The organism is Nonomuraea sp. NPDC049028, assembly GCF_043197735.1.
GTDB lineage: Bacteria > Actinomycetota > Actinomycetes > Streptosporangiales > Streptosporangiaceae > Nonomuraea.
The window spans coordinates 46,407-67,794 of sequence record NZ_JBICTR010000017.1; the positions used below are offsets into that span (position 1 = coordinate 46,407).

A 21,388-nucleotide genomic window follows, 5' to 3' on the forward strand; every position below is an offset into this window, starting at 1 on the left:
CTCAGGGTCCAATGAATGTTTCGCAAGACGCATCCCGATTCGCGCATCACCGCAGTCAGAGAGGTGAGAGCTACCCTGAGCGCATGGCTGACTCGCCACTGCCTCCGGTGGACCTGGACCTGCGGCTGGTGCGCTCGTTCACCACCGTCGCCGAGCACCGGCACTTCGGTCGCGCGGCCGCCGCCCTCCATCTCACCCAGTCCTCGCTGAGCCGGCAGATCGCCCGACTCGAACAGCAGGTGGGCGCCCGCCTGCTCGACCGTACCCCGCAGGGCAGCCGGCTCACCGACGCCGGAGAGATCTTCCTCCCGCTCGCCCTCGCGCTGCTGCGCTCCGCCACCCGCGCCGCGTCGCGGGCCCGGGCCGCCGCCCAGCCCAGCCGGATCGCGATCGGCTACATCGGCAACCTCGTCGTCACCTCGGCGGTACGCGAGCTGCGCCAGCGGCATCCCGACGCCGAGGTGCGGATCTTCCACCTGGACTGGGACGAACCACGCGCCGCGCTCCTCGACCACCGGGTGGACGCGGCGGTGGCCCGGCTGCCACTCCCCACCGACGGGCTGCACGTCACAGTGCTCTACGACGAACCCCGGGCGCTGCTGGTGCCCGTTGATCATCGCCTGGCGGGCAAGGAATCGGTCACCCTCGACGACATCGCCGACGAGCCCCTGCCCCGGGCGCTCGACCCCGTCTGGAACGCCTTCTGGCGCGCCGACCCCCGGCCCGACGGAAGCCCGGCGCCCGACGGTCCCCTCATCGAGACGGGCGAGGACAAGCTCGAACTCGTCGCCAGCGGGCAGGCCGTCGCCATCGTCCCTGCCACCGCCCGCATCGGCGACCTGCGCCCCGACCTCACCACGATCCCCCTGGAGGGCATCGAGCCCAGCCACGTCGTACTGGCCACCCGAGCCGACGACCGCAACCGCCTCGTCGCGGCCTTCCGCAAATACGCCGAAGCCCATTTCACCGGGCCAGGGTGACCCAGCACCCGGCTCCGTGCAGCGTGTCTGCGCCAGATAGCAGCCCTGCGAAACGGGTGCCCGGGCCGTGCCGGGCACCCGTTCTGCCGTTCATCGAAAGGCCCTCATGCCTCACCCAACCGACCTGTACGGTCTGCTGCCCGTACCTATTGCGAGTCGGCTTGCGGGTCGGCGAAGTCGGCTGGGGACCAGGTCAGCCGGCCGGAGCGGAGGTCGTCGATCAGGCCGGTCAGCCAGCGCTCCTCGGCGACGGCCACCGCATGCAGATATTCGAGTTCGAGCAGGCTGGCCCGGTGCAGACCCCCCTCGGCCTGACCGGTCAGCGCGGTCCGCAGTTCCGCCACCGACGCCGTGACGGCCGTACGCCGGCGCTCCAGTAGGTCGGGGATCTCCTCGGGCGAAAGCAGCAGCAGGTGAGACAACGCCGCCGGAAACTGCGGGAACTCCCGTTTCGGAACCGTGAGCAGGTCCACCAGCCATTCACGGGCGGCCTCTCGACCCGCGTCGGTGACCTCATAGACGGTCCGCTCGGGGTAGGCGTGGTCCCGCTCGGTGTCCAGCACCGCCACCAGCCCGGCCTCCGCGAGCCGGTCGATCGTCCGGTAGAGGCTCGTCCGCTGCTCGACGTTGACGACCAGATCCTTCCCCCAGTCCTTGATCAGCCGCTGGATCCCGTACGGATGCAGGGGCTTGTAGTGCAGCAGCGCCAGGACGGTGAGAGCCAGTGGCGAACCTCGGAACGCAGTACCCATGTCACCGACACTACTCCGAAAACTACTAGTTGACGAGAGACTAGTTGCAATGCAACTATCCCAACATGCAGCAGAACACCGTGAAGACAGCACTCGTCATCGGCGGCGGTATCGCCGGGCCGGTCACCGCGATGGCCCTGCAGAAGGCGGGCATCGACGCCGCCGTCTACGAGGCGTACGAGAAGACCGCCGACGGGGTCGGCGGTGGTATGAGCATCGCCCCCAACGGAGTCGACGCGCTGGACGCGATCGACTGCGCCGACCTGATCCGGCCGCTCGGCGCGCCGATGACCGGCATCGTGCTCCAGGACTGGAAGGGCCGTCCGCTCGCCGAGTTCGGCAACCCGCCCGGGATCCGGCCGATGCAGTTCGTCTGGCGCGACGAGCTCTACGGCGTGCTGCACGACGAGGCCGCGCGGCGCGGTGTCAGAACCGAGCACGGCAAGCGCCTGGTCCGGGCCGAGGAGACCGCCGACGGCGTGACCGCGCACTTCGCGGACGGCACCCAGGCCACCGCCGACATCCTCATCGGCTGCGACGGCATCCGCTCGACCGTCCGCTCCCTCATCGACCCGGCGGCCCCGGGACCGCAGTACGCAGGTCTGATCAGCTTCGGCGCCCGCGTCCGAGCCCCGGGGATCCCCTCGACCGAGGGCAAGATGCCGATGACCTTCGGCAAGAAGGCGTTCTTCGGTTACCAGGTCTTCGGCGCGGACGACGCCGTCTGGTTCGTAAACCTCCCACACCCAGAACCGATGACCGCCGCCCAGGTCCAGGCGACCCCGGCCGCCGAGTGGCTGCCGATCCTGGCGGAGAAGTTCGCCGCCGACGGCACCCCGGCACGGGACCTGATCGAACGGACCGACCCGTCGGACGTGGTGATCGTCGGCCCGATGGAGAACATGCCACCCACCACCGTCACGTGGAGCCGGGGCCGCATCGTGCTGGTCGGCGACGCGGTGCACGCGCCGTCGTCCAGTTCGGGGCAGGGCGCGTCCCTGTCGATCGAGAGCGCGATCCAGCTTGCCCGCTGCCTACGCGACCTCCCCTACACCGAGGCGTTCGCCGCCTATGAGGCCGAGCGCCGTCCCCGGGTCGAGCGGGTCATCAAGGAGACGACCCGCAAGAACGCCAGCAAGGCGGCGGGGCCGGTCAGCCGCGCCGTCAACGCCTACGCGATCCGGATCTTCGGCAAGCTGGGCAAGCCCGAGAAGATGACCTGGATCTTCGACTACCGGATCAACTGGGACGCCAAGGTGACCGGATGATGGCAAGGGCTTGTCATGGGCTGTTCACGAGTGCCCTCGACGGCTTAGCGACGATACTTCGCCCGCCTCACCTGGAGCTCGAGCCTCGCAGCGATGATGAGCATGACCTCGGCCAGCAGATTGGGCGCCAGGTCACCGATGAAGCGGTGAGGGCTGTTGAGCCATTCGACCAGCGATCCGGCCGCAACGGCGACGAGCAGCAGATACGTGAGTACCCCGACGAGCCGACTGGACAGCAGACGCGTTGCCCCCGTTACCGTGCGGACGACGACGCGTGGAATAGGCTGCCTGAAGTTGAAGGCTAAAATCTCCTCCATCGCCTGCCAAACGCACGCATAGGTGCGAGTGGAGAGATAGCTACCTGAGGCTTCGTACCTGAACCCGGTCGGAGCGCAGATCTGCTGGACCACATCCAGCATCTTCCGCTGGATCGTGAACCCGTTGAATCTCGTCAGAGGGAACAGCTTGGCGCACGATTGGACCAGGTAGATCTGCCAGGGTATCCGGACATAGTCCTGCGCGCCGTACCGGGTGTACTCATGGTTCGCCTCCGACTGGCCGCCGAACGCGGCTGAAAGCGCCGAGAAGAGATCCTTCCAGGAGACCTGCAGCTGCCTCCGCTCCATCTGGGGGTCATAGGCAGTGAGCACGAGAAGCACGAAGCAGCGAACGAAGTCGTTGTCACCGCTGCTCAGGTACTCGCGAAGATAGCGCCAGTCCTCCGGCCTGATGGGCAGATTATTCGCCGCCAGACAGCGCACGACATGCGCCGTGGCCAGCGGATCCGGCTCTCCGCCTTCGCTACCAACCGCATATCCCGCCGGGTTGGCCCGCGCGCCCTCGAAAGCCCCCTGCACCAGCGTCAACGCCTCGGACTTCAGCGCGATGGCGGGGCTCACGTAGGAGAGGGCGAACCCGATATCGGCCATCCGAAAAATGTCCGACTTCTGCAGCCGGATTCTGCGCGCAACGAGGTCCCGGTACACAGCAGAGCTTACCGAGGCCCTTTCCACCTGGCTGCGGTTGACGACGTAATAGATCAACCTCGCCACCTGCTCCTTGACGGCGGGATCCGTTGTGGCCCGACGGGCGAGAATGTGGATCGTGGCCGCAGTGCCGTAGAGCCCGCGCTGTTCGTAGCGAGGATGGTCGAGATACTGCCCCGAAGCCAGGGCGCAGTCCGGCAGCCGCCCGGCCTCGACTTGTAGACGCAACTCGATCCGCCGCTCGATCTCTAACTGAGCGTCCCTCAGGATCTGGCGCGTCAGCAACTAACTCGTCCTTGATTCACACACGCCCGTAGGCGCCTCATCCGTTTGAACAGAATTGCTAGAGGTTTGCGAGAACCGTCTCGATGGGGCCTCTGGCGCTTGGAATGAGATCTAGATCGAGGACCTCGTCTCTCTCGAACCAGCCGTACTTCTCGATGAAATCATCCTCGTCGTTCCGGCTCATGTCCACATCCCCAGTACTCGTCTCACAGAGCCGGGCCACGGCGATGACCGTCGGGGCGTCCTGTTCGTTGCCCAGCCGCCATGACCACAGAGCCAGCGGACGCCCAGGCGACACATCCAACCCCACCTCCTCGCGTACCTCGCGAACAAGCGCGTCATCCGGCGATTCATCAGGCTTCATGCGTCCGCCCGGCAACTCCCATCTCCCTGGCTGGTGCGGGTCATCCTGACCCTTCCTGATCAGAAGCAGTCTTCCCTGCCACTCGATCACGGCTTTCTGTGCGAACTGCACATACATAAGATCCTCCGCAAAACCCATGGGTGGCCTCGTGGCCTTGAGGTCCTCCAGGAAACTCACTCTCCTGAGGTGCACGGCCTCTGCCTCCGGATCGCGGGCGGCCGCCAATTCTGCACGCATCTCACGATCACGATTCAGAATGTCCTCGTTCTCGCCGGCACTGATTCCGGTCGGCACAGATATATATTCAGCGGCATAGTCAAATGCGGACATCAGATCACACGTGATGCCCTCGACAGCCGTCACCAGCTCGATATTCGCCGATCTCTTGTACGCGGCCACGCGATCGCGCCGAATCGGTCGGTCGAGATTGTTCCACAGCTCGGATATCGACGCAGCCGATCGAGCCTCTTCTCGACGGTGAAACTCGAGAGCGGAAGCCGACCACCTCAATTCTGTGCGATCGCACAGCGGCGCCAGAGCAGCCTCCGGATCCGTGACCAGATCTTCGTAACGCAAGGTAAGCCAACGGTCTTCGCCGACCATCTCGCGTGCTGCCATAGCCGCTTCCTGGTCCTCCAACCAGCGCAAAGCGATCGCTTTTGGCTCCTTCGGACCTATCGGGGCCCGGGAAAACGAGGCGGCCACGTCGCGTGGATCTCTTACGAGGTGCAGATAAAGAATGGGCAGGCCGGAGTCGATGAGCTGATCAATGAAGTGGACATTCTCCAGACACTTGCTGACCCACACCTGCTTGCCGAAGTATCGGGCGTGCGCATCGTAAAAGGCTAAAACTGCGTGAGCCAGCGTAGATCCGCCCATCTCTGCTAAAACCGCCCGCCTCCGATCCGGTATACGTGGCCACGCGAGAGCATTCATATCGACAAGCCGGCCCATGTCCTCTGCCAGGCGTCCCTGGTTCGAGGGCACGTGCAACGAGCCGTACCGGCTGGTCAGGCTTTGGAAGTCCCTCAGCTTGTGCGCCGAAGGCGGCGCGAAGACGCCCGGGAGTGACCCCAACAGCAGGCGAAGCAGGTTGGATCCGGAGCGCTGGGTCCCGACGATCTGGACGCGCCTCATATCGAGCACCTCCGTACGTCCGGCAAGACCTCGCGGAGAATCCCGGCAGCGACCTCCGGAAGCAGCGGGTTGAGGTAGATTCCCAGGCCCAACTCCATGCCACCCGGCCGCTTGAGCGTTCTCTCGTCCTTGTGCAGCGGGACGAGCTCCACCCGCAGGTGGTGTGAGGTGTCGCCCTTGGGGGCCTGCATCACGTTGATCAGATAAGGCGGCATCTCGCCATCGTGGGTCAACCGACACAGTTGCAGGCCGGTGTGCAGGCAGTCGGCCATCGACGTGATCTCCTCGACAGACAGCGACGCAAGATCCGGCCGGTGCACCCTCGGCATAATGATCATCTCGAAGGGCAGCCGCGACCATGGAGGCACTTGAACGAGTGCATGGTTCCTGATCATCACCGTCAGGTCTCGCCTAATGACGGAGTCGCACACGGCACACGAATCAGCGGCCGGCGCGAGAGTCAGGCGCCTCGGAACGAAGGGGAGTCCGATGAGCTGACCGTGCGGATGAGCGACCGTCGGACCGAAGTGGTCCCCCACGGACTCGAAAGCGAAGACCGCCTTCACCGAAGAACGGTCAAAAAGCCGCGAGGTCTTGATGGAGATCAGCTCCAGGAACTCCCGGGTGACCTCGGCCGGGAGATCGCCCAGCCTCTGGGAATGGGAGTTGCCGTACACGAGCACCCAATGCAACTGCTCCTGCTCAGGGGAATGCGGCTCTTCCAGGGCAATCATGGGATGCTTGCTCGGCACCAGGCGGGCACCGCTCGCCATTGCCACGTCTTCCCCGCTGGGGCAGAATGGACATTTGGCATTTAAGTCGGCATGGGGGCGGATATCGGCCCGCGGCTCCAGATTGCGGCGGCCTGGCACGCGAAACAGCCACTCATGCTCAACGGGACTCCACATCGCCGTTGGTTCGCTAGACATGCGTCGCCCTCAGCCTTCACGCCTCACGACCAGCCTGCGGCACATTCAGCCTTGAGTGTAGCAACCGACCGGTATGTGTAAAGCGGAACAGAAAATCAACACCCAGCCTCGCTTGGACTTGGCTTGCCTTGATATGGTCAGCTATGGCCTACCTGATCAAGGACCAAGCGGCAGGCATTCAGGGCATCGACGACATCATCGCCTCGAATGGGGCACCAGTCTCATCGGTCGGCGATGTCGATCAGTTGCAACTGTGGAATGGGCACCACCGTAAATACTGGAACAACGATGAACGAATGAGCCCGGCACCGCTCGCCCGCCTCCTCGCCGACAGCATTGGCCGCGGCCAGCGGATTCTCGAACTGGGGTGTGGCAGCGGGAGAGATGCCGTCTTCCTGCAGGAACAGGGGCACTCGGTCACCGCGACAGACTTCTCAGGGTTCGCCATCGAGGAGAACATGCGCTTTCAGGGAGAGTCCGGAGTCAGCTTTTTCGTCCAAGACCTGCAAGCGCCCCTCGCTTTTCCGGACAGCGCTTTTGACGCGGTCTACGCACGACTTTCCTTGCATTATTTCTCCGACACGGTCACCCAGAACATCTTCCGCGAGATACACCGTGTGCTACGCCCGGACGGAAGAATTCTGTTCACCTGCAGGTCTACCGACGACCCGCTCTACGGCGAAGGCGATGAACTCGGCCCTGACCTCTTTCGAAGCGAGGGCCAGGTCAGGCATTTCTTCAGCGAAGAATACACCCGGCGCGTCCTAGCCGAGGAGAGCTTCACGATTGACAGCCTTATGCTACGCGATGAGCTCATCTACAATCATCGCGCCAGCGTCGTGCAAGGCTTCGCACACCGCTCGCAAGGCTAAGAACGTAGTTTTTTCCTGGCATTGAGCAATTGGTCCCGGACCGAGAGGGCATCGGCCCAACGAACGGAATCACGCCAGTTCCATACAGCCTTGGATCCGGCCACTTGGGAGACCAAACGTCGGAGGTATTGCGTGACGCAGGCGGGGGCGTGCACTCCATAAGCAGGACCCGCATCCCGGCCGAACATGAGGTAGGCACGGCCGGCCAGGCTTTCGAGCGCGTCCTCATATGAAGTGAACGACTCGACATTCGGGTAGTCGTGAGCGACGAGTGGGAAGATGTCGACGTCCCCCGGGACCAAGTGCAGGTGGGCGTGGTCGATGCACGCTCCCGCATGCCGCGCGAAACTCTCCGCGCCATGCTCGAAGTAGGTGATCGGACCGTACACGCCCCTGAGTTTCGATTCAGCGTCACGTTTGACCACTTGGAGTTCGTCGCGTTCGGCTTTCGAAAGGCCCGCAAGTGAGGGCATATGGCGATCGGTGATGATGAGCAGGTGCCCTTCCGCGAGCGGCGCGGTGTCGAGAACGACTGAGAACGATGCGCTTCGGAAGATGACCTCATCGCCATTTTCGGCGTGAAAGAAATGCTCCCAAACGGGCGACCGCCCCTCCGCCGACAGGACGCAGAAAGGGCAATCGAGAGTCCTGTTATAGATGACCATGTGACACCACCCTAAATGAGGATATCGGCCGTCCGACTTCGATCTTCACTTGTCGATAGTTACTCTGATACGGGGCGATGCGATCTCAGGAATAGTACTCGGATTGCCACCTTGAGATGGCTCGGGGGCTATATTTATGACTTCCGGCAGCTGAATTGCGACGGCGTACATGATGGCAACGCCGGCGGACGGCGATGGCCTGATGCCGACCAAGGCCGCCATCAGGCCGGCCACAAGAATAAATATGGGGCTACAGCACTTCGGGTAAGCATTCACGTCGTCCGCACGGGGCAGGGCCGAAGCGTTCTCATGTTGTAAGACCGTGAGCTGGGCGTGTGTGATCCGCAGCCTGCTGGAGGGGCAGGGCGCGCATCACTCGTTCGATCGCGTCCAACGCCTGCCGGGGCGGACACGTCCGGGTCAACGGAGTACGCGTCAGACCCTCGCACGCCGTCCGGGTCGGTGACGAGGTCCGACTGCGGCACGAGGGCCACGAACGCATAGTGGCCGTCTCCCGGATCATCACCGAGCGCGTCGGCGCCACTGCGGCCCGCCCCGGAAGGCTGCCGGCGCCGTCACCGCAAGCGACCGAGACCAGGCATGGATGAAACCCGCACGGTGCGGGCGTTGAACCCTTCGCACACGAGTCGGCCGACCTAGGGACGGATGACATGCCTCTTGAAGGTGAGTACGAACCCAGCACCGCGCAGTGGGTGCGTGAGCAAGTGGAGCTGTACGAGAGCTCCGGCGGTACCAAGGGCACGACCTTGATGGACACGGGATTGCCCGTCGTTGTGCTGACCAACCTGGGCGCCGCGAGCGGCAAGATCCGCAAGACGCCACTGATGCGGGTGGAACATGAAGGCCGATACGCCGTGGTCGCCTCGCAGGGCGGCGCCCCCAAGCACCCCGTCTGGTACTTCAACCTCAAGGCCGAGCCCCGTGTGGAGCTTCAGGACGGCCCGGTCAAGCAGGACATGAGGGCCCGTGAAGTGACTGGCACGGAGAAGGCCGAGTGGTGGCAGCGTGCGGTGGCGGCGTATCCGCCGTATGCCGACTACCAGGAGAAGACGGATCGGGAGATCCCGGTGTTCGTGCTGGAGCCGGTCGAAGTCTGACCGCCGGGAAAGCCTGCCCCACTGGACGCACTGTGTCCACGAGCGCCTGTGAGTCCCGCCGCGCTCGCCCTCGCGGCGGGACTCCTGCGTGCCTCTTGCGGCGGCCCCTCACGGGCGGCGCCACGTTGGTGATCGCTCTGTTCGACGCCCTTTGATTAACCGGGTACAAGCCTGGACCGGCTAATTGGCGCCGCGTCCGGTGGCACGCCAGTCCAGCCCGTGCTCGAGGGCCAGAGGGAGGCCCAGCATCCACCCGGCTGTCGGACCCCGGACATATCGTGATCCAGTGGCATTATCCGATCTCGATCGCGAGATGGTCCTGGCGGCTATCAAGGAGTACGACCAGCTGGGTCGCGACGCCTTCCTGGAGCTGTACGGCTACCGAGGAGCACGCGAGTACTTCATCATCCGCAACGGCCGCCGCTACGACTCCAAGGCCATCGCCGGCGTGGCACACCGCGGTGTCGACGGGCATCCGCTTCGCGCTTCGGAGTTCTCCGGAGGGGCCGCAACGGTCGGCAGGGTCCTTGGCCACCTCGGGTTCCTCGTCACTTCGCGCGAAGACGCGTCGCCTGCTGCGGCATTCCTGGAAATGATCAGAAATCTCGACACCGCCGTCTCGAACGGCCGCCCCAAACGGCATCAGCCGCTCACCTTGCTGTGGGCCCTTGGCCGCGCCGCACACCGAGCGGAACGCCTTGTTCCTTGGGATGCCACACGGGCCGAGATCAGCGCACTCATCGGAGAGTTCGGCATGGAGGGCGATCGGCCCACCCCTGAATACCCGGTCTTGAAGCTCACGCACTTCGGGTTATGGACGCTGCCCGACCACCCGGAGCCGCCTCGCCCCAGCGGCAGCCCACCTTTGGGGTGGATGAGCCGAAGCCAGCCGGTCTCCGGTCTACGAGAGTGGGTGTACGACCTGGTGACGGAGGACCAGGCGGTACGGTCTCAGGCGAGCGCGTACCTCTTGAGCACGTACTTCTCGGATGTGGATCAGAACGCGCTGCTCATGCGCGTCGGTTTGAGTGACCTCGGCAATGAGCCGCTCCCGCCGCAGGACGATGTCCGTACACCGGAACGCCGCCCGACCACGGTCAAGCGCATCGTCCGGGACAGCGCGCTCTCACTGCTGATCAAGACCCTGCACGATCACACCTGCCAGATGTGCGGAGTCCGGCTGCTGCTGCCTAACGGCCCGTACGCCGAGGGAGCGCATATCCGGCCGCTCGGCAGCCCGCACGACGGCTACGACGTGACAGGCAATCTCCTCTGCCTCTGCCCCAACGACCACGTGCTCTTCGACCAGGGCGCAATCATCGTCAAGGACGACCTCACGGTGATCAACCGGCTCACCGGCGAGTCGAGGGGCCTCTTGCGGACCGTTCCCGGTCACGACGTCGATCCGCGGTATCTGACGTATCACCGCAATTTGTACTGACTCATAACACGTGCTCAGCCTGCGATCGAAACTGTCGGATCTCTCAGCCATGATCCCCCTGCGACGAACTCAACAGTCGCGGCCGAGGTGAGACACGAACATAAGCTGGCCTCGCCCGAGAGGATCAACGCCCACATGCGTTCGGCTACCTGGCGGCGCCACGGGCCGGCGTATGACTCACGAGGAGACGATCCCTGGTCCTTACGACGGATTCGATAGTTGCCGCCGCAAACCAGTAGCTCGTAAACGACGGTGCTGCATGAGCAGGTGTATTCGAGGATCCGGTAGCGGGACGGGTTGTCCATGGTCCACTCCAGAAAGGTCTTCGGACCGTCTGTCCGGTGGGGTGGGTGCGGAGCGAGTCCAGGGCACGGCCATGCCTTCGTCACCAGATCTGTGGGTGGGGCCAGGACGCCAGCCGCTCGCTTCGCGTCCGTCATGGCCTCAATGCACCTCATCCAGCGCTCCAGGCTGCTGCCTGATCTTCAGCCGGGCCCAGACGATCTTCCCGCCCGTGCTCAGCCATCGATAGCCCCACTCCGCGGCTGTCTTGTCGACGACCTGTAGCCCTCGTCCGCCCACCTCCGAGGCGCTGGGATGGCCGATTCTCGGCGCCTTAAGACTGGGATCCCACACCTCTATGACCACGTCATCGGCTGTGCGGTGGAGGGCGATCCACACGTGTCGATCACACCCGGCGAGTATCCCGAACGTCTCGATTTCTGCTTCACGAGCTACTTCGCTTAGCTCGACCGCTTTTATGCCATTAGTCATCAGCTCACTGCCGATGAGCCTGGCATCGTCGATCAGCTCCTCGCACCCCCACCTCTCCAGCACCAGCGCGACATATCTGCGCGCGATCGACACAGATACCGGAAAAGCTGGCAGCTCAATGCAGTCGTGTAGATTTGCCCCCTTCTTTGCTTCCCCGTTCTTATCGTGCCCTCGAAGACGGCCGCCTGAATCCGCGCTCGCTGAGGCCAGCGACGACTGCATGTCACGTTCATGGCCCGCACCGCCTTCTGCCTGCCGATCAAGCTCCGGAGGCACGCGCCGGGCAACCTCTCCGCGAGCTGAGCAATGTGCGTCCATCTCGCTGACCACCTCCACAAGGGCCTGGAGATCCATTTACCGCACGCAACGAAAGCCCTGTCTTTCGCTGCTGCGTGGAACCCAAGCATGAGCAATATCGGCGACCGAAAGTGCCTCCACCTCGCGAAACTGGACGACAAAAGAAGACGCAAAGCCTGTATTATCCGTCACAGATCTGTCGCTCAACGACTGCGCGCAGGGATATTTCAGGTGGGGTATAGCGACCGGAGGGCAGCGTGGACACCGAAAACGGCGATCAGATGTCACCGCGGGCACGCTTCGCCTCTGACCTGGAGCACTACCGGAAGAAGATGAAGCTTTCTCAAATATCACTAAGCGCCCGGATGAGGTGCCATACCTCCCTCATCAGCCATGTCGAAAGAGGGCGCCGGACGCCGACACTTGAGTTCGCCGAGGCGGCCGATCAGGCTTTCGAGCTTGACAGCCATTTCGTAAAGCTATATCGGCAAATCACCCATTCACCCGCCCTCGGCTGGTTTGCACGCTGGGTGGAGGAGATAGAGCCGCAGGCGGTCATCCTTCAGTCGTGGGACCCGCTCCTGGTTCCAGGGCTACTCCAGACCCCGGAGTACGCCCGAGCGATCTTCTCCACGGCATTCCCTCCCGAGCGGGCGGAGGAGCGGGTGCAAGCGCGAACGCGACGCATGCAGATCTTCGAGGGGCCGACGCCTCCGACGCTCCTGGCCCTGGTCGACGAGAGCGTGCTTGATCGCCCCATCGGCGGGCCGGCAGTCCTCCTGAACCAGCTCTGCTACCTGCATGAACTGACGCAACACCCGCGGATAACTATCCAAGTGGTGCCGACCGCAGCAGCCTGTGTGGTTGGCATGGTGAGCGCTTTCGCTCTGGCTCGTCTCCGCGATGGAACCGAGGTGGTGTCGACGGACTCGCTCCTGTCCGGCCACGTCACCGGAGATCACGAAACGGTAGCGCAACTCAAGGTGAGATATGACACCATCAGAGCGGATGCCCACTCGCAAACAGTGTCACAGCGGGCAATAGGGGATGCGATAAGGAAATGGTCGAAATGAACCTAGAGCAAGCGGAGTGGCGTAAGGCAACTGCCAGCGGCGACACCGGTCAGTGCGTCGAGGTAGCTACCAATCTCCCGAATGTCGTAGCAGTGCGCGACAGCAAGAACCCAACCGGGCCCGCCTTGATCTTCACGCGCGATGAGTGGACGGCGTTCCTGCATGGAGCGGCCCACGGCGAGTTCGACATCTGACCTTTAAGGCCCTCGCGGGTTCACGGCTTCTTAGGCGGGGGGCGCCATCGGCGAGGCGGGGCTCTGCCCGCCGGTTGCGACCAGTAGGTCAGCGCTGCTCAGGGCTTGTCGACCGTCATCTGGCAGCGCTGTACGGGCCGCTGCTCTTCGCCTCCCGCACCACCTGGCCGTCGATCTTGATACGGCACTCCACCGCACCCTCGGTGCCGGCGTTACGGACCCACAGGTACAGGTACGGCTGGGTCCCGTCCTCGCAGCCAATCAGTTCCCGGCCGCCGCCTCCAGCACGAAGACGGGGATCACCCGATCGGTCTTCTCCTGGTATTCGGCGTACGGCGGATACGCGGCGACCGTGCGCTTCCACCACTCGGCCTTCTCCTCCCCGGTGATCTCACGGGCCCTCATGTCCTGGCGTACGGACCCGTCCTGGAGTTCCACGTGCGGGTCGGCCTTGAGGTTGAAGTACCAGACCGGGTGGCTCGGGAAACCGCCCTTCGAGGCCACGGCCGCGTACCGTCCCTCGTGCTCCACACGCATCAGTGGGATCTTGCGGAGCTTGCCGCTCTTCGCGCCGCGCGTCGTGAGAATGACGACGGGCAGTCCCGTGTCCCAGAGCGTCTTTCCCTGCGTGCCGTCCGAGCTCTCGTACAGCTCGACCTGTTCGCGCACCCACTGCGCCGGCCTCGGCTCGTACTCGCCCTCAAAAGGCATCGCGTCCATCCCATCGTCGCCAGCGGATGATATTGCGCAGTTCAACCCCGCCACCGCGCGGATTCATCCTCACTAGGCTGCCGGCGAGTGTCCCGCCCTGCTTGCCCATGAAACAGCCCTTAGCTGCGGAACATGCGCAGAGAGCGGATGAGCATGGCCAGGTGGGTGGAGCGGTGACGATCGGCGACGATCCAGCACAGGGCGACGATCGCCACCACCGCGGTAAGGAGGAGGACGGTCAGGACTGAGCTGCCGGCCATAGCCAGAGTGGCAATGGCCGCCAGCCCGCCTGCCGTCTTGGTCTTGGTCATGAGCTGGCCCTCTCGCGGCTGGAGGAACGCAGTTCGGCGTGCAGACGTCCTGCGCGGATGAGGATGCGCAGGGAGTACGCGAGCAGGTGCCGCCAGCGGGCACCGTCGTGGGCGAGGTCGTGCAGCTCGACTCTGAACTCCTCGGCGTAGCGCTCCCGGTACGGGCCGGGCAACAGCGCCGCCGCGACCGCCACGAGGTGTCCCGGCATGCGGTCCAGGGCGACGCCAAACCGCTCTGCGGGCACGACCCACCGACGATAGGCGACCACCCGAACGGCGGCGACCACCAGGACCACGGGGGTCGCCACGGCGACGGCGACAGCGAAGAGAGCGAAGTACACCAGGGTGAGCGCGCCGGCGATTAGGAGGGCCAGGCACAGCTCGCAGGCGTACACCAGCGCTCTGATCAGCGCAGCGGCCAGCACGCAGGCGAGCACTCCCAGGGCGACCAGCAACGGGTCGCGGCCCACCGCGTTGAATAGAAGGGTGAGATTGACGCCGGGCAGGTCTCGCACGCCATCGATGACGTACTGCGTGAGGGTGCCCAAGTCCATCCCGGCCAGCGGACGTGCGCGCAAGCGCCCGTCCGCGACGACCAGGAGAACGACCAACCCGGCCGCGAGGAGCACGACACGGACCAAGGCTCTTTCCAGCCTGGTGCAGGTCTGGACGAAGCCGCTGCGGTCAGTACGGGTGAACCGGTAGGCAATGATGAGATCCCATGCCTGCTTCAGGCTCCTGGCCAGGGCGAGTCCCAGCGCACAGGCGAACAGGCACTGGGCGACCAGCCACTGGTCACGGCCCGCCGCGCCGGGCAGAAGGGTGAGATCGACGCCGGGCAGGTCTCGCACGCCATCGATGACGTACTGCGTGAGGGTGCCCAAGTCCATCCCGGCCAGCGGACGTGCGCGCAAGCGCCCGTCGGCGACGACCAGGAGAACGGCCAATCCGGCCGCGAGGAGCACGACACGGACCAAGGCTCTTAACCTGGTGAGGCCGGTGAACCATCGGCGGTGGGGATCACGTGCGACGATGCGCTCGAGCACGCTGTCACTCCGGTCCCGCAGCCGCCCCAGAGTTTCGTCGATGCCGGCGAAGGCGTCACCGAAGAGGGCGCCGAGCTCGACCCGCCCTTCCGGCCCCCGGTCCACGCGTGAGGGCGGCGAATAGCGAGGCCTGCGGGAGCCGCGTCGCGCAGGCCGACGGCGAGAGTACGGGCGCTTGGCGGGAGGCCGCCCACTCTTTCCCAGGCTCACCCGTGACCACCCGCCGGTCCCGGCCGCAGCAGCGGCGAAGGCAGAGCCATCCTGCCGACCGGGCTGCGGGCCGCGGCGAGAGCGATGCGCGACCGCTCGGCCCCGTCAGCGGTGAGCCGGTAGTAACGCCGTCGGGGCCGGCCCTCCTGCCGGGGGTCGGTCTCCTCCCACCACGACTCGACCCAGCCGTAACCCTCCAGCCTGGCCAAGATGGGATGGATCGTGCCGCTCGGCAGGTCGGATGCCGAGCAGATCTCGAGCCCGTAGCGCTCACGCGCCGGGTCTTCCAGCAGCACCCGCAGCACGAGCTGCGTCGGCATAGTCATTCTAGGAGCTGAACCCACACTCGTACTCTACCTAGCCCATGGTAGAGGTCAACCCACTATGGCGAACAAGTTGGACGGAAGCCGGCGCCAAACGGCCGGGCAAGGGCGGGGCGCCTTCTCCGCAGGCCAGGGCAGGGAAAGATCAGGGGCAAGACGATCAGTGTGGCGTCGTGACCGCCTGGTTTAGACGCTGCGGAGCAGCGATGGTGGATACACGGGGGTGACGTGAAGCGCCTGGAGCGCGAGTCCTTCGACAGGCCATTTCGCGGCTAGGCGCTGCAGGCTTCGAGCGAACGCGCCGACCTTGACCAGGAGGTCATGTGGACAGCACGGTGTGGGTTGCGATCTTGACAGGTGGGACGGCGATCCTAGCGGGATGGGTGACCAGCCTGGGAAACGCTCGCGCAGCACGAATCCAAGCCGAAGCGTCCGCTAAGGCTCAGCATCATGCCCAGATTCGTGAAGCACGTCGGACGGCCTACCTCGAGTTCTTGGAGCAGGCCCACATCACCGGCGAGCTCTACTACAGGCTCGGCGACGTCTACATTCAACTGACGCAGCAGGACAAGCAGTTAGAGAAGATTCAAGACCTACGTACTGCCCTGCGGGACGCCTATGATCCGCTGGCACGATGCGCCAGGGTGGTTCTTCTCGAAGGGCCAGAAGCCATCGCCGCAAAGGCGGACGCCGTCATACAGGCGACCACGGATGCCAACGGAGTGCTGTGGCACATCGCGCAAGGCGCCCCCGAAGGACGTTCCCGCTTCGACAGCGCCCACCAGGCGTTCCGTGATCGGCTGGAGAGCTTCATCGAAACGGCCCGAACAACCATAGGCACCCCGTAGCGGTTTGCCGGTGCGCTTCTCCACCATCAAGCCTTTCGTACGCTGACCTGCGATTTCTTAGCTGCCGACCACCTTGGCCTTCCATGCCTTTGATAGGTCGCATACGGAATCCCATTCAGCGGTAGGACCATGACCACGGGGTATCGACCAGCCTTCGAGCACGCCCCACTCCATTGACCGACCGCCTGGGTGAGGCGAATTTCAGGTAAGTCCCAACCAGAAGGCCCTATCAAGTTGAACCGCTCTCAGGATGGCGTGCGTACATCTCGTCGAACCTCATATCCGTCGAGCAGGAAGCCTCCGGGTGGATCCGGATGAGAGATAGCCTGCGCATGTCCTCTGAAGATGCCGGAGGCCGGTCATGACCGAGCCACCCCTTGAGCTGCAACCCAAGCCGTTTGACAGCCAATACTCCGGAATTAACCCGGACGTGATGGATCGGTTCGAGCCCCTGTTCTCCCAGGCAGGTGACCTGCTGCGGCGGAACGAGCCCGTGGTGCGGCGAGCCCTGGAGAAGCTGGAAGTGGACGTCTCGGGGTTGAGCGCGATGCGGGAGGCGGAGATCTGGATCCGCGGCAAGCAGGGCGAGCTGCGGCGGCGCAATGACACGATCAAGGCGATGAACGACACGTGGATGGTGTCGTCCGGAACCGGTCTGATCGCGTTCGACGAGGAGTTGCACAGGAAGGTCTCCTCCGACCCGGATGCATACGCGGCGGCGCTCTACCTGCGCGAGAGCGCGAAGAGTTCCGAGGTGAACAAGCAGGCCCTCGCCCAACTGGAGAAACACGCCAAGGATCCGCAGTTCGCTCTCAAACTCCTGAACGCGCTGGGGCCGGAGAAGTTCAACGAAGTGGCGGCCGCAGTCGTACTCAATGAGGGCGACAAAGACGCACAACGCCTGCTGGCCGCCCTCGGCACGGCGCTGGGTGCAGCCAGCGCACAACTCAGCCCCGACTGGCGGCAACGGCTCACCGCGAACCTCCAGCTGGGCCCGCATCGGGGACTCGCCCGGGTCCTCACCCATGGGACCTACAACAGCGCGTTCCTGCTGGAGGTGGCCAAGAAGCTGGATGCCGCCGAACGGGGTGCACTTCACTCAGCCGCTCACCGGCGGCACCCGATGGCGGACGTAATGGAGGCGCTGAGGAAGAACCCACAAGCGGCCCAGGACTTTTTCAACGGCGGCGACACGCTGAAGTACTACACGACCGTGCACGAGCTGGGCGACGGCGGCGTCGCGGTGGGCAAGGCATTGGAGGCGGCCACGATCACGTTCCGAGACCACAGCGGGTCAGAGGCCCGCCCGTCCTCGGGATACGTGTCGGCCAAGCTGGCCTCATATGTCATTCACCTCGAATATGAGCGGATCAAGGCAGGCACCCTCGAAAAATCGCTGGTGGCGCCCCTTTCCGTCGGACGCATCCTGGGGGCCTACATCCCCGACGTCGCCCGAGTGGCAGCGATGCCGGGCATCGAGAAGCCGGGCGTGTACATGGAGGACAATCCCAGCCTGCCCGGCCGGGAGGAGTGGGGTGCGCAGTTCTCCAAGGAAGAACTACGCAGCGTTATGAGGGAAGCGTTCAAGGCCGACGACAAGGCTCTCGCGCTCGTCACGGCAGCTCAGACAGCCTGGGCATCCAGACTGCTCGACAACGGTGTCGGCGTGCTGGCAGCAAAGCAGGGCACCGGAGGTTTGAGCAACGCGGCCCAAGAGGCCGGCGCCGGCTTCGGCCTCATCATGGACGCGGGCAACATCGCCAAAATTGACCTGGCCAAGGATATGGACGAGAGCCAGAAGCGCAACGTGAAAGCCCTTTTGGCCGTCGTCAACACCGGACTCGCCTTCCCACAAAGTGCGAGTTGGCCGATCGGGGCGGGAGTCCTGGGAGCCTGGAGTGGCATGATCGAGGACAGTGTCAAGGGCACCGCGGAGAAAACCGCCGTATTCGAGGCAAACACCACCCTCGAGCAGACCCGAGCACTCCTCCATCAGCTCGGTGCCCAGGCCATGCTCGACCACGGCCTGTTCGGCTCCTCCGACCCTCCCGCCAAAACTCATCCATGGGCATCGCTCAGCGATCTCAAACCCGGAGATGACCCGCTAAAGGCTCCCAACAATTTCCTCACGAAGGATGGCCAGCTGATGACCCCCGATGAGATGGGTGAAGGCACCGGGAAACGGTTAAACGCCTATCAGACCTGGCTTTACCGGCAGACGAAGAACAACCCATGGCTGGAGTTAGGGGTCCAGAGCCGACTCAACGAAGGCTACAACCTCGGCATATCGGCGTACAGGTAATCATGAGGAGCTTAGTCTTCCGGACGATGATGGCCGTGGGCGCGGTGATCGGGATGAGTGCCTGCGCTGGAAAACCCCCCGAGAAGGTCGACGCATCGCCGCTATCGACGGCGTACGCAGCGCCCTTCATCTGCAACTACGTCCCCAAGGCTGCCGTAGAGCAAATGACCGGCGTACGCGACCCGCTGGCAACCGGCTCCCTGAATCTGGCGGCGAAGGACCAACCCGCCATCGGTGCCTGCTCCATCTTCCAGAACAGCGGCGACAAGCCTTCCATCCTCCGCATCATGCTCGATACCGCAGGCTCACGTGGGCAGATCGACGAACAGCTCCGGGACGGTTCGAAACCGCTGCCCTCGATAGTTCCCGACGGATTCGGTTACTACGTGAAGGACACCAACATGGAGAACCGGGTGGGTTCCGTGCTGGTGCGCGGCAAGGTGCGGCTAGGCATCGAACTCGTACGCGGTGCCAAGGGCCGCGACAACGAGGCAGACGTGGTGGCGTTGATGAAACTGATCGCCCCCAAACTCATCATGGGCACAGGCACTCCTCCTCCCGACACGAAGGATTGAGCCATGGCCGACATGGTCCCCAACCCCCTGCTGCCCGCCTTAAAGGACGCGCTGCGCACGATCGAGCCGCTGATCCACGACATGCAGCAGGCGCTCACCAATCGCGCCAAGGACTTCCACTCCGGCCGCATCTGGACTGGCCCGGTAGCCAAGGACTTCGATGGCGAACTCGACCGGCAGACGGGACGCGTCATACATGCCGGTGAGACCATCCTGAACGACCTCCGCCTGCAGATCACCCGCACCGCCGAAATGGTCACCGAGCAAGACGCCTTGCGGCTGATCCGCCGATATGACCTGTAATGAAGCGCTTGGCCTCGCGTCCAGGTGCTGCCTTCCTGTGTTGCGACCTGAGCTGTGCAGAAGCTGTAGATATGCTTCTGACACCTCGGCATATACCTACCTATTTCAGAATTCTGTCAGCTTATTTAACCGTCTGTTCGGAATTTGCTGGACATGTGACCTCGGGCGTGTGGAAGTTAGACCTCTCGATCCGTCCGGCCTGAATAAGCAATCCAGCTTGGACCCGCCCGGTGATGTGGTTATACACAGTGCCGCCAGGCGCGGCCGAAAGCTTCTGAAACTCACCGATCCAGCTCGAGTCCACCCGGAGAAGCCGCAGCAGGCGAGCCTGCCACTCGCTTTCGACGTCCGCCGCCCGCGCGCCGTCTCCCGCTGAAAGTGCGTTCACGAGGACAGCCCGCGAAGCTTCCAGTTCCCGCAGCACGTCCTCCTCTTCGCCAGTCCTCCCAAGCACGGCGGCGAGCCTATCTTTCGCCTGGGTCCAGGCATCGGAGATCATCAACGTGACCAGGGTCGATGCGCCGGAAGCCGCCAGCGCCATCAGCTCAGCTTCCATATCCCCTCCTTATTGATCGTTCCACGGATTCTGCCCATCAACCTCTGGATCGTCAGGCGCGTGGCTGTCCGAGGGGGCGCTCGGTTCGGCCAGGTCGAATCGGCGTTCGATCTCTTCGGCGACATCTGGTCGGCCGTAGTTGTGCACCAGCAGAGCTATCTGGTGCACAAAGAGATCTCTCTGTTCCTTTAAATCGAGGGCGCACAAGAACGCTGCCAGATCATCCACCGGCGACGCCCCATTCACCGATGGCATGACATCGAACTCATAGCCGGCTGCTTCTGGCAGCTTCCTGTTATTGGCCGCGGAAGACAGCGTGGCGAGCAGGCCGATATCGTTCACCGTCTTCTCCACCTGGTCGTCATTCTTGACGAGCCACCACACGACGGCGCTTCCGGTGTCCTTGAGTACATCTTCTTCGAGGTATTCCCGCTTGCTCTGCTCATACTTGCGGTCGTGTTCCCAGACCACCCGGTCCTTACGCACCTCGGCCAGCTTGTCGAGCCGTTCCTGATCCTGTGGGGATAGGAGGACCTGCACGGACTCGGCCATGGCTTGGACCTGGCCAGTGTGGTCCTTCTGCATCGTGCCCAGGATTCCGCCGAGCTCGTGTGCGACAAGTGAGACCCTGCCCGGCTCGCGGTGCTCGGTGATCTCCTGTGCGCGCTTGAGGATCGCGTCCGTAGCCAGTGCCGCGAGATTGACCCGCTTGTCCTCCCAAAGCCGATCGAGGGGCGTCCAGAGGACAACCGCGGAGAACAGGAAATCGTAATCGTCCTCCTGGCTGGGCAACGGGACCTGGTCCACCCGCTGCTCTCGGGGCTCGACCGGGGGCGGAGGAGGAGGCACGTAAAGGGTCGAAGGCTCCATCGAGGCTCTCGTTCGCCGGCTGGCCATGACGAATCGGTAGAGCGGAACCACCGCGATCACGAACGCCAACGCGACGGCTGGGAGCCATATTTGCCGGGGAGCGAAGGCGACGAGGCCGGCCAGCAGGACTCCGCCGGTGACGCAGAGATAGATCATGACCGTGTTGCGGCCCGAACTCATAGTGCCCTCCACAGTGTT

Annotated in this window: 24 protein-coding genes; 12 read left to right on the forward strand and 12 right to left on the reverse strand. The window is 64.0% G+C overall.

Annotated elements, in window-relative coordinates; genetic code table 11:
- The first annotated feature begins 83 nt into the window (after positions 1-83).
- On the forward strand, positions 84-980 hold the full coding sequence (locus ACGFJ2_RS51045) for a LysR family transcriptional regulator (RefSeq protein ID WP_393481131.1): 897 nt from the start codon (positions 84-86) through the stop codon (positions 978-980).
- Between the two features lie 146 nt (positions 981-1,126).
- Here the strand turns inward: ACGFJ2_RS51045 and ACGFJ2_RS51050 are convergent, their stop codons facing one another.
- Positions 1,127-1,732 carry a PadR family transcriptional regulator gene (locus ACGFJ2_RS51050; RefSeq protein ID WP_393481133.1) on the reverse strand — a complete coding sequence of 202 codons (606 nt, stop codon included), beginning with the start codon at positions 1,730-1,732 and terminating at the stop codon, positions 1,127-1,129.
- Between the two features lie 65 nt (positions 1,733-1,797).
- Here ACGFJ2_RS51050 and ACGFJ2_RS51055 point away from each other — a divergent pair, with 65 nt between their 5' ends.
- Positions 1,798-3,000 (forward strand): FAD-dependent oxidoreductase, encoded by a 1,203-nt coding sequence (locus ACGFJ2_RS51055; RefSeq protein WP_393481135.1) that lies wholly within the window; start codon positions 1,798-1,800, stop codon positions 2,998-3,000.
- Positions 3,001-3,044: 44 nt separating this feature from the next.
- Here ACGFJ2_RS51055 and ACGFJ2_RS51060 read toward each other — a convergent pair whose 3' ends face one another.
- The 3 genes from ACGFJ2_RS51060 to ACGFJ2_RS51070 are packed head-to-tail and all read right to left on the reverse strand — an operon-like array spanning position 3,045 to position 6,701.
- Positions 3,045-4,271, reverse strand: coding sequence for a hypothetical protein (locus ACGFJ2_RS51060; RefSeq protein WP_393481138.1), 1,227 nt, complete (start codon positions 4,269-4,271; stop codon positions 3,045-3,047).
- A gap of 58 nt (positions 4,272-4,329) precedes the next feature.
- Positions 4,330-5,772: a sulfotransferase gene (locus ACGFJ2_RS51065; RefSeq protein ID WP_357943485.1), complete on the reverse strand. Its 1,443-nt coding sequence runs from the start codon at positions 5,770-5,772 to the stop codon at positions 4,330-4,332.
- Positions 5,769-6,701: a hypothetical protein gene (locus tag ACGFJ2_RS51070; protein WP_393481140.1), complete on the reverse strand. Its 933-nt coding sequence runs from the start codon at positions 6,699-6,701 to the stop codon at positions 5,769-5,771. The genes ACGFJ2_RS51065 and ACGFJ2_RS51070 overlap by 4 nt, the downstream gene beginning before the upstream one ends.
- Before the next feature lie 143 nt (positions 6,702-6,844).
- Here ACGFJ2_RS51070 and ACGFJ2_RS51075 point away from each other — a divergent pair, with 143 nt between their 5' ends.
- Positions 6,845-7,573: a class I SAM-dependent methyltransferase gene (locus ACGFJ2_RS51075; protein WP_393481142.1), complete on the forward strand. Its 729-nt coding sequence runs from the start codon at positions 6,845-6,847 to the stop codon at positions 7,571-7,573.
- On the opposite strand, the gene ACGFJ2_RS51080 is transcribed toward ACGFJ2_RS51075, so the two are convergent.
- Positions 7,570-8,238 (reverse strand): HIT family protein, encoded by a 669-nt coding sequence (locus tag ACGFJ2_RS51080; protein WP_393481145.1) that lies wholly within the window; start codon positions 8,236-8,238, stop codon positions 7,570-7,572. The genes ACGFJ2_RS51075 and ACGFJ2_RS51080 overlap by 4 nt on opposite strands.
- 383 nt (positions 8,239-8,621) lie before the next feature.
- Between ACGFJ2_RS51080 and ACGFJ2_RS51085 the strand changes: the two genes are divergently transcribed.
- From ACGFJ2_RS51085 to ACGFJ2_RS51095, 3 genes are all read left to right on the forward strand, one after another.
- A complete protein-coding gene (locus tag ACGFJ2_RS51085) occupies positions 8,622-8,846 on the forward strand; it encodes a S4 domain-containing protein (RefSeq protein ID WP_393481501.1) in 225 nt (74 codons plus the stop codon).
- 63 nt (positions 8,847-8,909) lie between these two features.
- A complete protein-coding gene (locus ACGFJ2_RS51090; protein WP_393481147.1) occupies positions 8,910-9,356 on the forward strand; it encodes a nitroreductase family deazaflavin-dependent oxidoreductase in 447 nt (148 codons plus the stop codon).
- Positions 9,357-9,642: 286 nt separating this feature from the next.
- A complete protein-coding gene (locus ACGFJ2_RS51095; RefSeq protein ID WP_393481149.1) occupies positions 9,643-10,797 on the forward strand; it encodes an HNH endonuclease in 1,155 nt (384 codons plus the stop codon).
- 444 nt (positions 10,798-11,241) lie between these two features.
- Here ACGFJ2_RS51095 and ACGFJ2_RS51100 read toward each other — a convergent pair whose 3' ends face one another.
- On the reverse strand, positions 11,242-11,925 hold the full coding sequence (locus tag ACGFJ2_RS51100; RefSeq protein WP_393481152.1) for an ATP-binding protein: 684 nt from the start codon (positions 11,923-11,925) through the stop codon (positions 11,242-11,244).
- 200 nt (positions 11,926-12,125) lie between these two features.
- Here ACGFJ2_RS51100 and ACGFJ2_RS51105 point away from each other — a divergent pair, with 200 nt between their 5' ends.
- Positions 12,126-12,941, forward strand: a complete 816-nt coding sequence (locus ACGFJ2_RS51105) for a Scr1 family TA system antitoxin-like transcriptional regulator (RefSeq protein ID WP_393481154.1) — start codon at positions 12,126-12,128, stop codon at positions 12,939-12,941.
- On the forward strand, positions 12,929-13,135 hold the full coding sequence (locus ACGFJ2_RS51110; protein ID WP_393481157.1) for a DUF397 domain-containing protein: 207 nt from the start codon (positions 12,929-12,931) through the stop codon (positions 13,133-13,135). The genes ACGFJ2_RS51105 and ACGFJ2_RS51110 overlap by 13 nt, the downstream gene beginning before the upstream one ends.
- A 261-nt stretch (positions 13,136-13,396) precedes the next feature.
- Here the strand turns inward: ACGFJ2_RS51110 and ACGFJ2_RS51115 are convergent, their stop codons facing one another.
- The 4 genes from ACGFJ2_RS51115 to ACGFJ2_RS51130 all read right to left on the reverse strand — a co-directional run bounded on the left by ACGFJ2_RS51115 (position 13,397) and on the right by ACGFJ2_RS51130 (position 15,733).
- Positions 13,397-13,846 (reverse strand): nitroreductase family deazaflavin-dependent oxidoreductase, encoded by a 450-nt coding sequence (locus ACGFJ2_RS51115; protein ID WP_393481159.1) that lies wholly within the window; start codon positions 13,844-13,846, stop codon positions 13,397-13,399.
- A 119-nt stretch (positions 13,847-13,965) separates the two neighbouring features.
- Positions 13,966-14,157, reverse strand: coding sequence for a hypothetical protein (locus tag ACGFJ2_RS51120; protein WP_393481161.1), 192 nt, complete (start codon positions 14,155-14,157; stop codon positions 13,966-13,968).
- Complete coding sequence (locus ACGFJ2_RS51125) at positions 14,154-15,308, reverse strand: hypothetical protein (protein WP_393481164.1); 1,155 nt, start codon at positions 15,306-15,308, stop codon at positions 14,154-14,156. The genes ACGFJ2_RS51120 and ACGFJ2_RS51125 overlap by 4 nt, the downstream gene beginning before the upstream one ends.
- Positions 15,309-15,409: 101 nt before the next feature.
- Positions 15,410-15,733: a PadR family transcriptional regulator gene (locus ACGFJ2_RS51130; protein ID WP_393481166.1), complete on the reverse strand. Its 324-nt coding sequence runs from the start codon at positions 15,731-15,733 to the stop codon at positions 15,410-15,412.
- Between the two features lie 326 nt (positions 15,734-16,059).
- Between ACGFJ2_RS51130 and ACGFJ2_RS51135 the strand changes: the two genes are divergently transcribed.
- The 4 genes from ACGFJ2_RS51135 to ACGFJ2_RS51150 all read left to right on the forward strand — a co-directional run bounded on the left by ACGFJ2_RS51135 (position 16,060) and on the right by ACGFJ2_RS51150 (position 19,764).
- The gene (locus ACGFJ2_RS51135) at positions 16,060-16,584 is read left to right on the forward strand and encodes a hypothetical protein (protein WP_393481168.1); all 525 of its coding nucleotides are present in this window, start codon (positions 16,060-16,062) and stop codon (positions 16,582-16,584) included.
- A 361-nt stretch (positions 16,585-16,945) separates the two neighbouring features.
- On the forward strand, positions 16,946-18,886 hold the full coding sequence (locus ACGFJ2_RS51140) for a hypothetical protein (protein ID WP_393481171.1): 1,941 nt from the start codon (positions 16,946-16,948) through the stop codon (positions 18,884-18,886).
- A 35-nt stretch (positions 18,887-18,921) separates the two neighbouring features.
- Positions 18,922-19,461 (forward strand): hypothetical protein, encoded by a 540-nt coding sequence (locus ACGFJ2_RS51145; RefSeq protein ID WP_393481173.1) that lies wholly within the window; start codon positions 18,922-18,924, stop codon positions 19,459-19,461.
- Positions 19,462-19,464: 3 nt separating this feature from the next.
- The gene (locus tag ACGFJ2_RS51150) at positions 19,465-19,764 is read left to right on the forward strand and encodes a hypothetical protein (RefSeq protein ID WP_393481175.1); all 300 of its coding nucleotides are present in this window, start codon (positions 19,465-19,467) and stop codon (positions 19,762-19,764) included.
- A 121-nt stretch (positions 19,765-19,885) separates the two neighbouring features.
- Here the strand turns inward: ACGFJ2_RS51150 and ACGFJ2_RS51155 are convergent, their stop codons facing one another.
- Both ACGFJ2_RS51155 and ACGFJ2_RS51160 read right to left on the reverse strand, forming a co-directional pair.
- On the reverse strand, positions 19,886-20,320 hold the full coding sequence (locus ACGFJ2_RS51155) for a hypothetical protein (RefSeq protein WP_393481178.1): 435 nt from the start codon (positions 20,318-20,320) through the stop codon (positions 19,886-19,888).
- Positions 20,321-20,329: 9 nt separating this feature from the next.
- The gene (locus tag ACGFJ2_RS51160; RefSeq protein WP_393481180.1) at positions 20,330-21,370 is read right to left on the reverse strand and encodes a hypothetical protein; all 1,041 of its coding nucleotides are present in this window, start codon (positions 21,368-21,370) and stop codon (positions 20,330-20,332) included.
- Between the last annotated feature and the right edge of the window lie 18 nt (positions 21,371-21,388).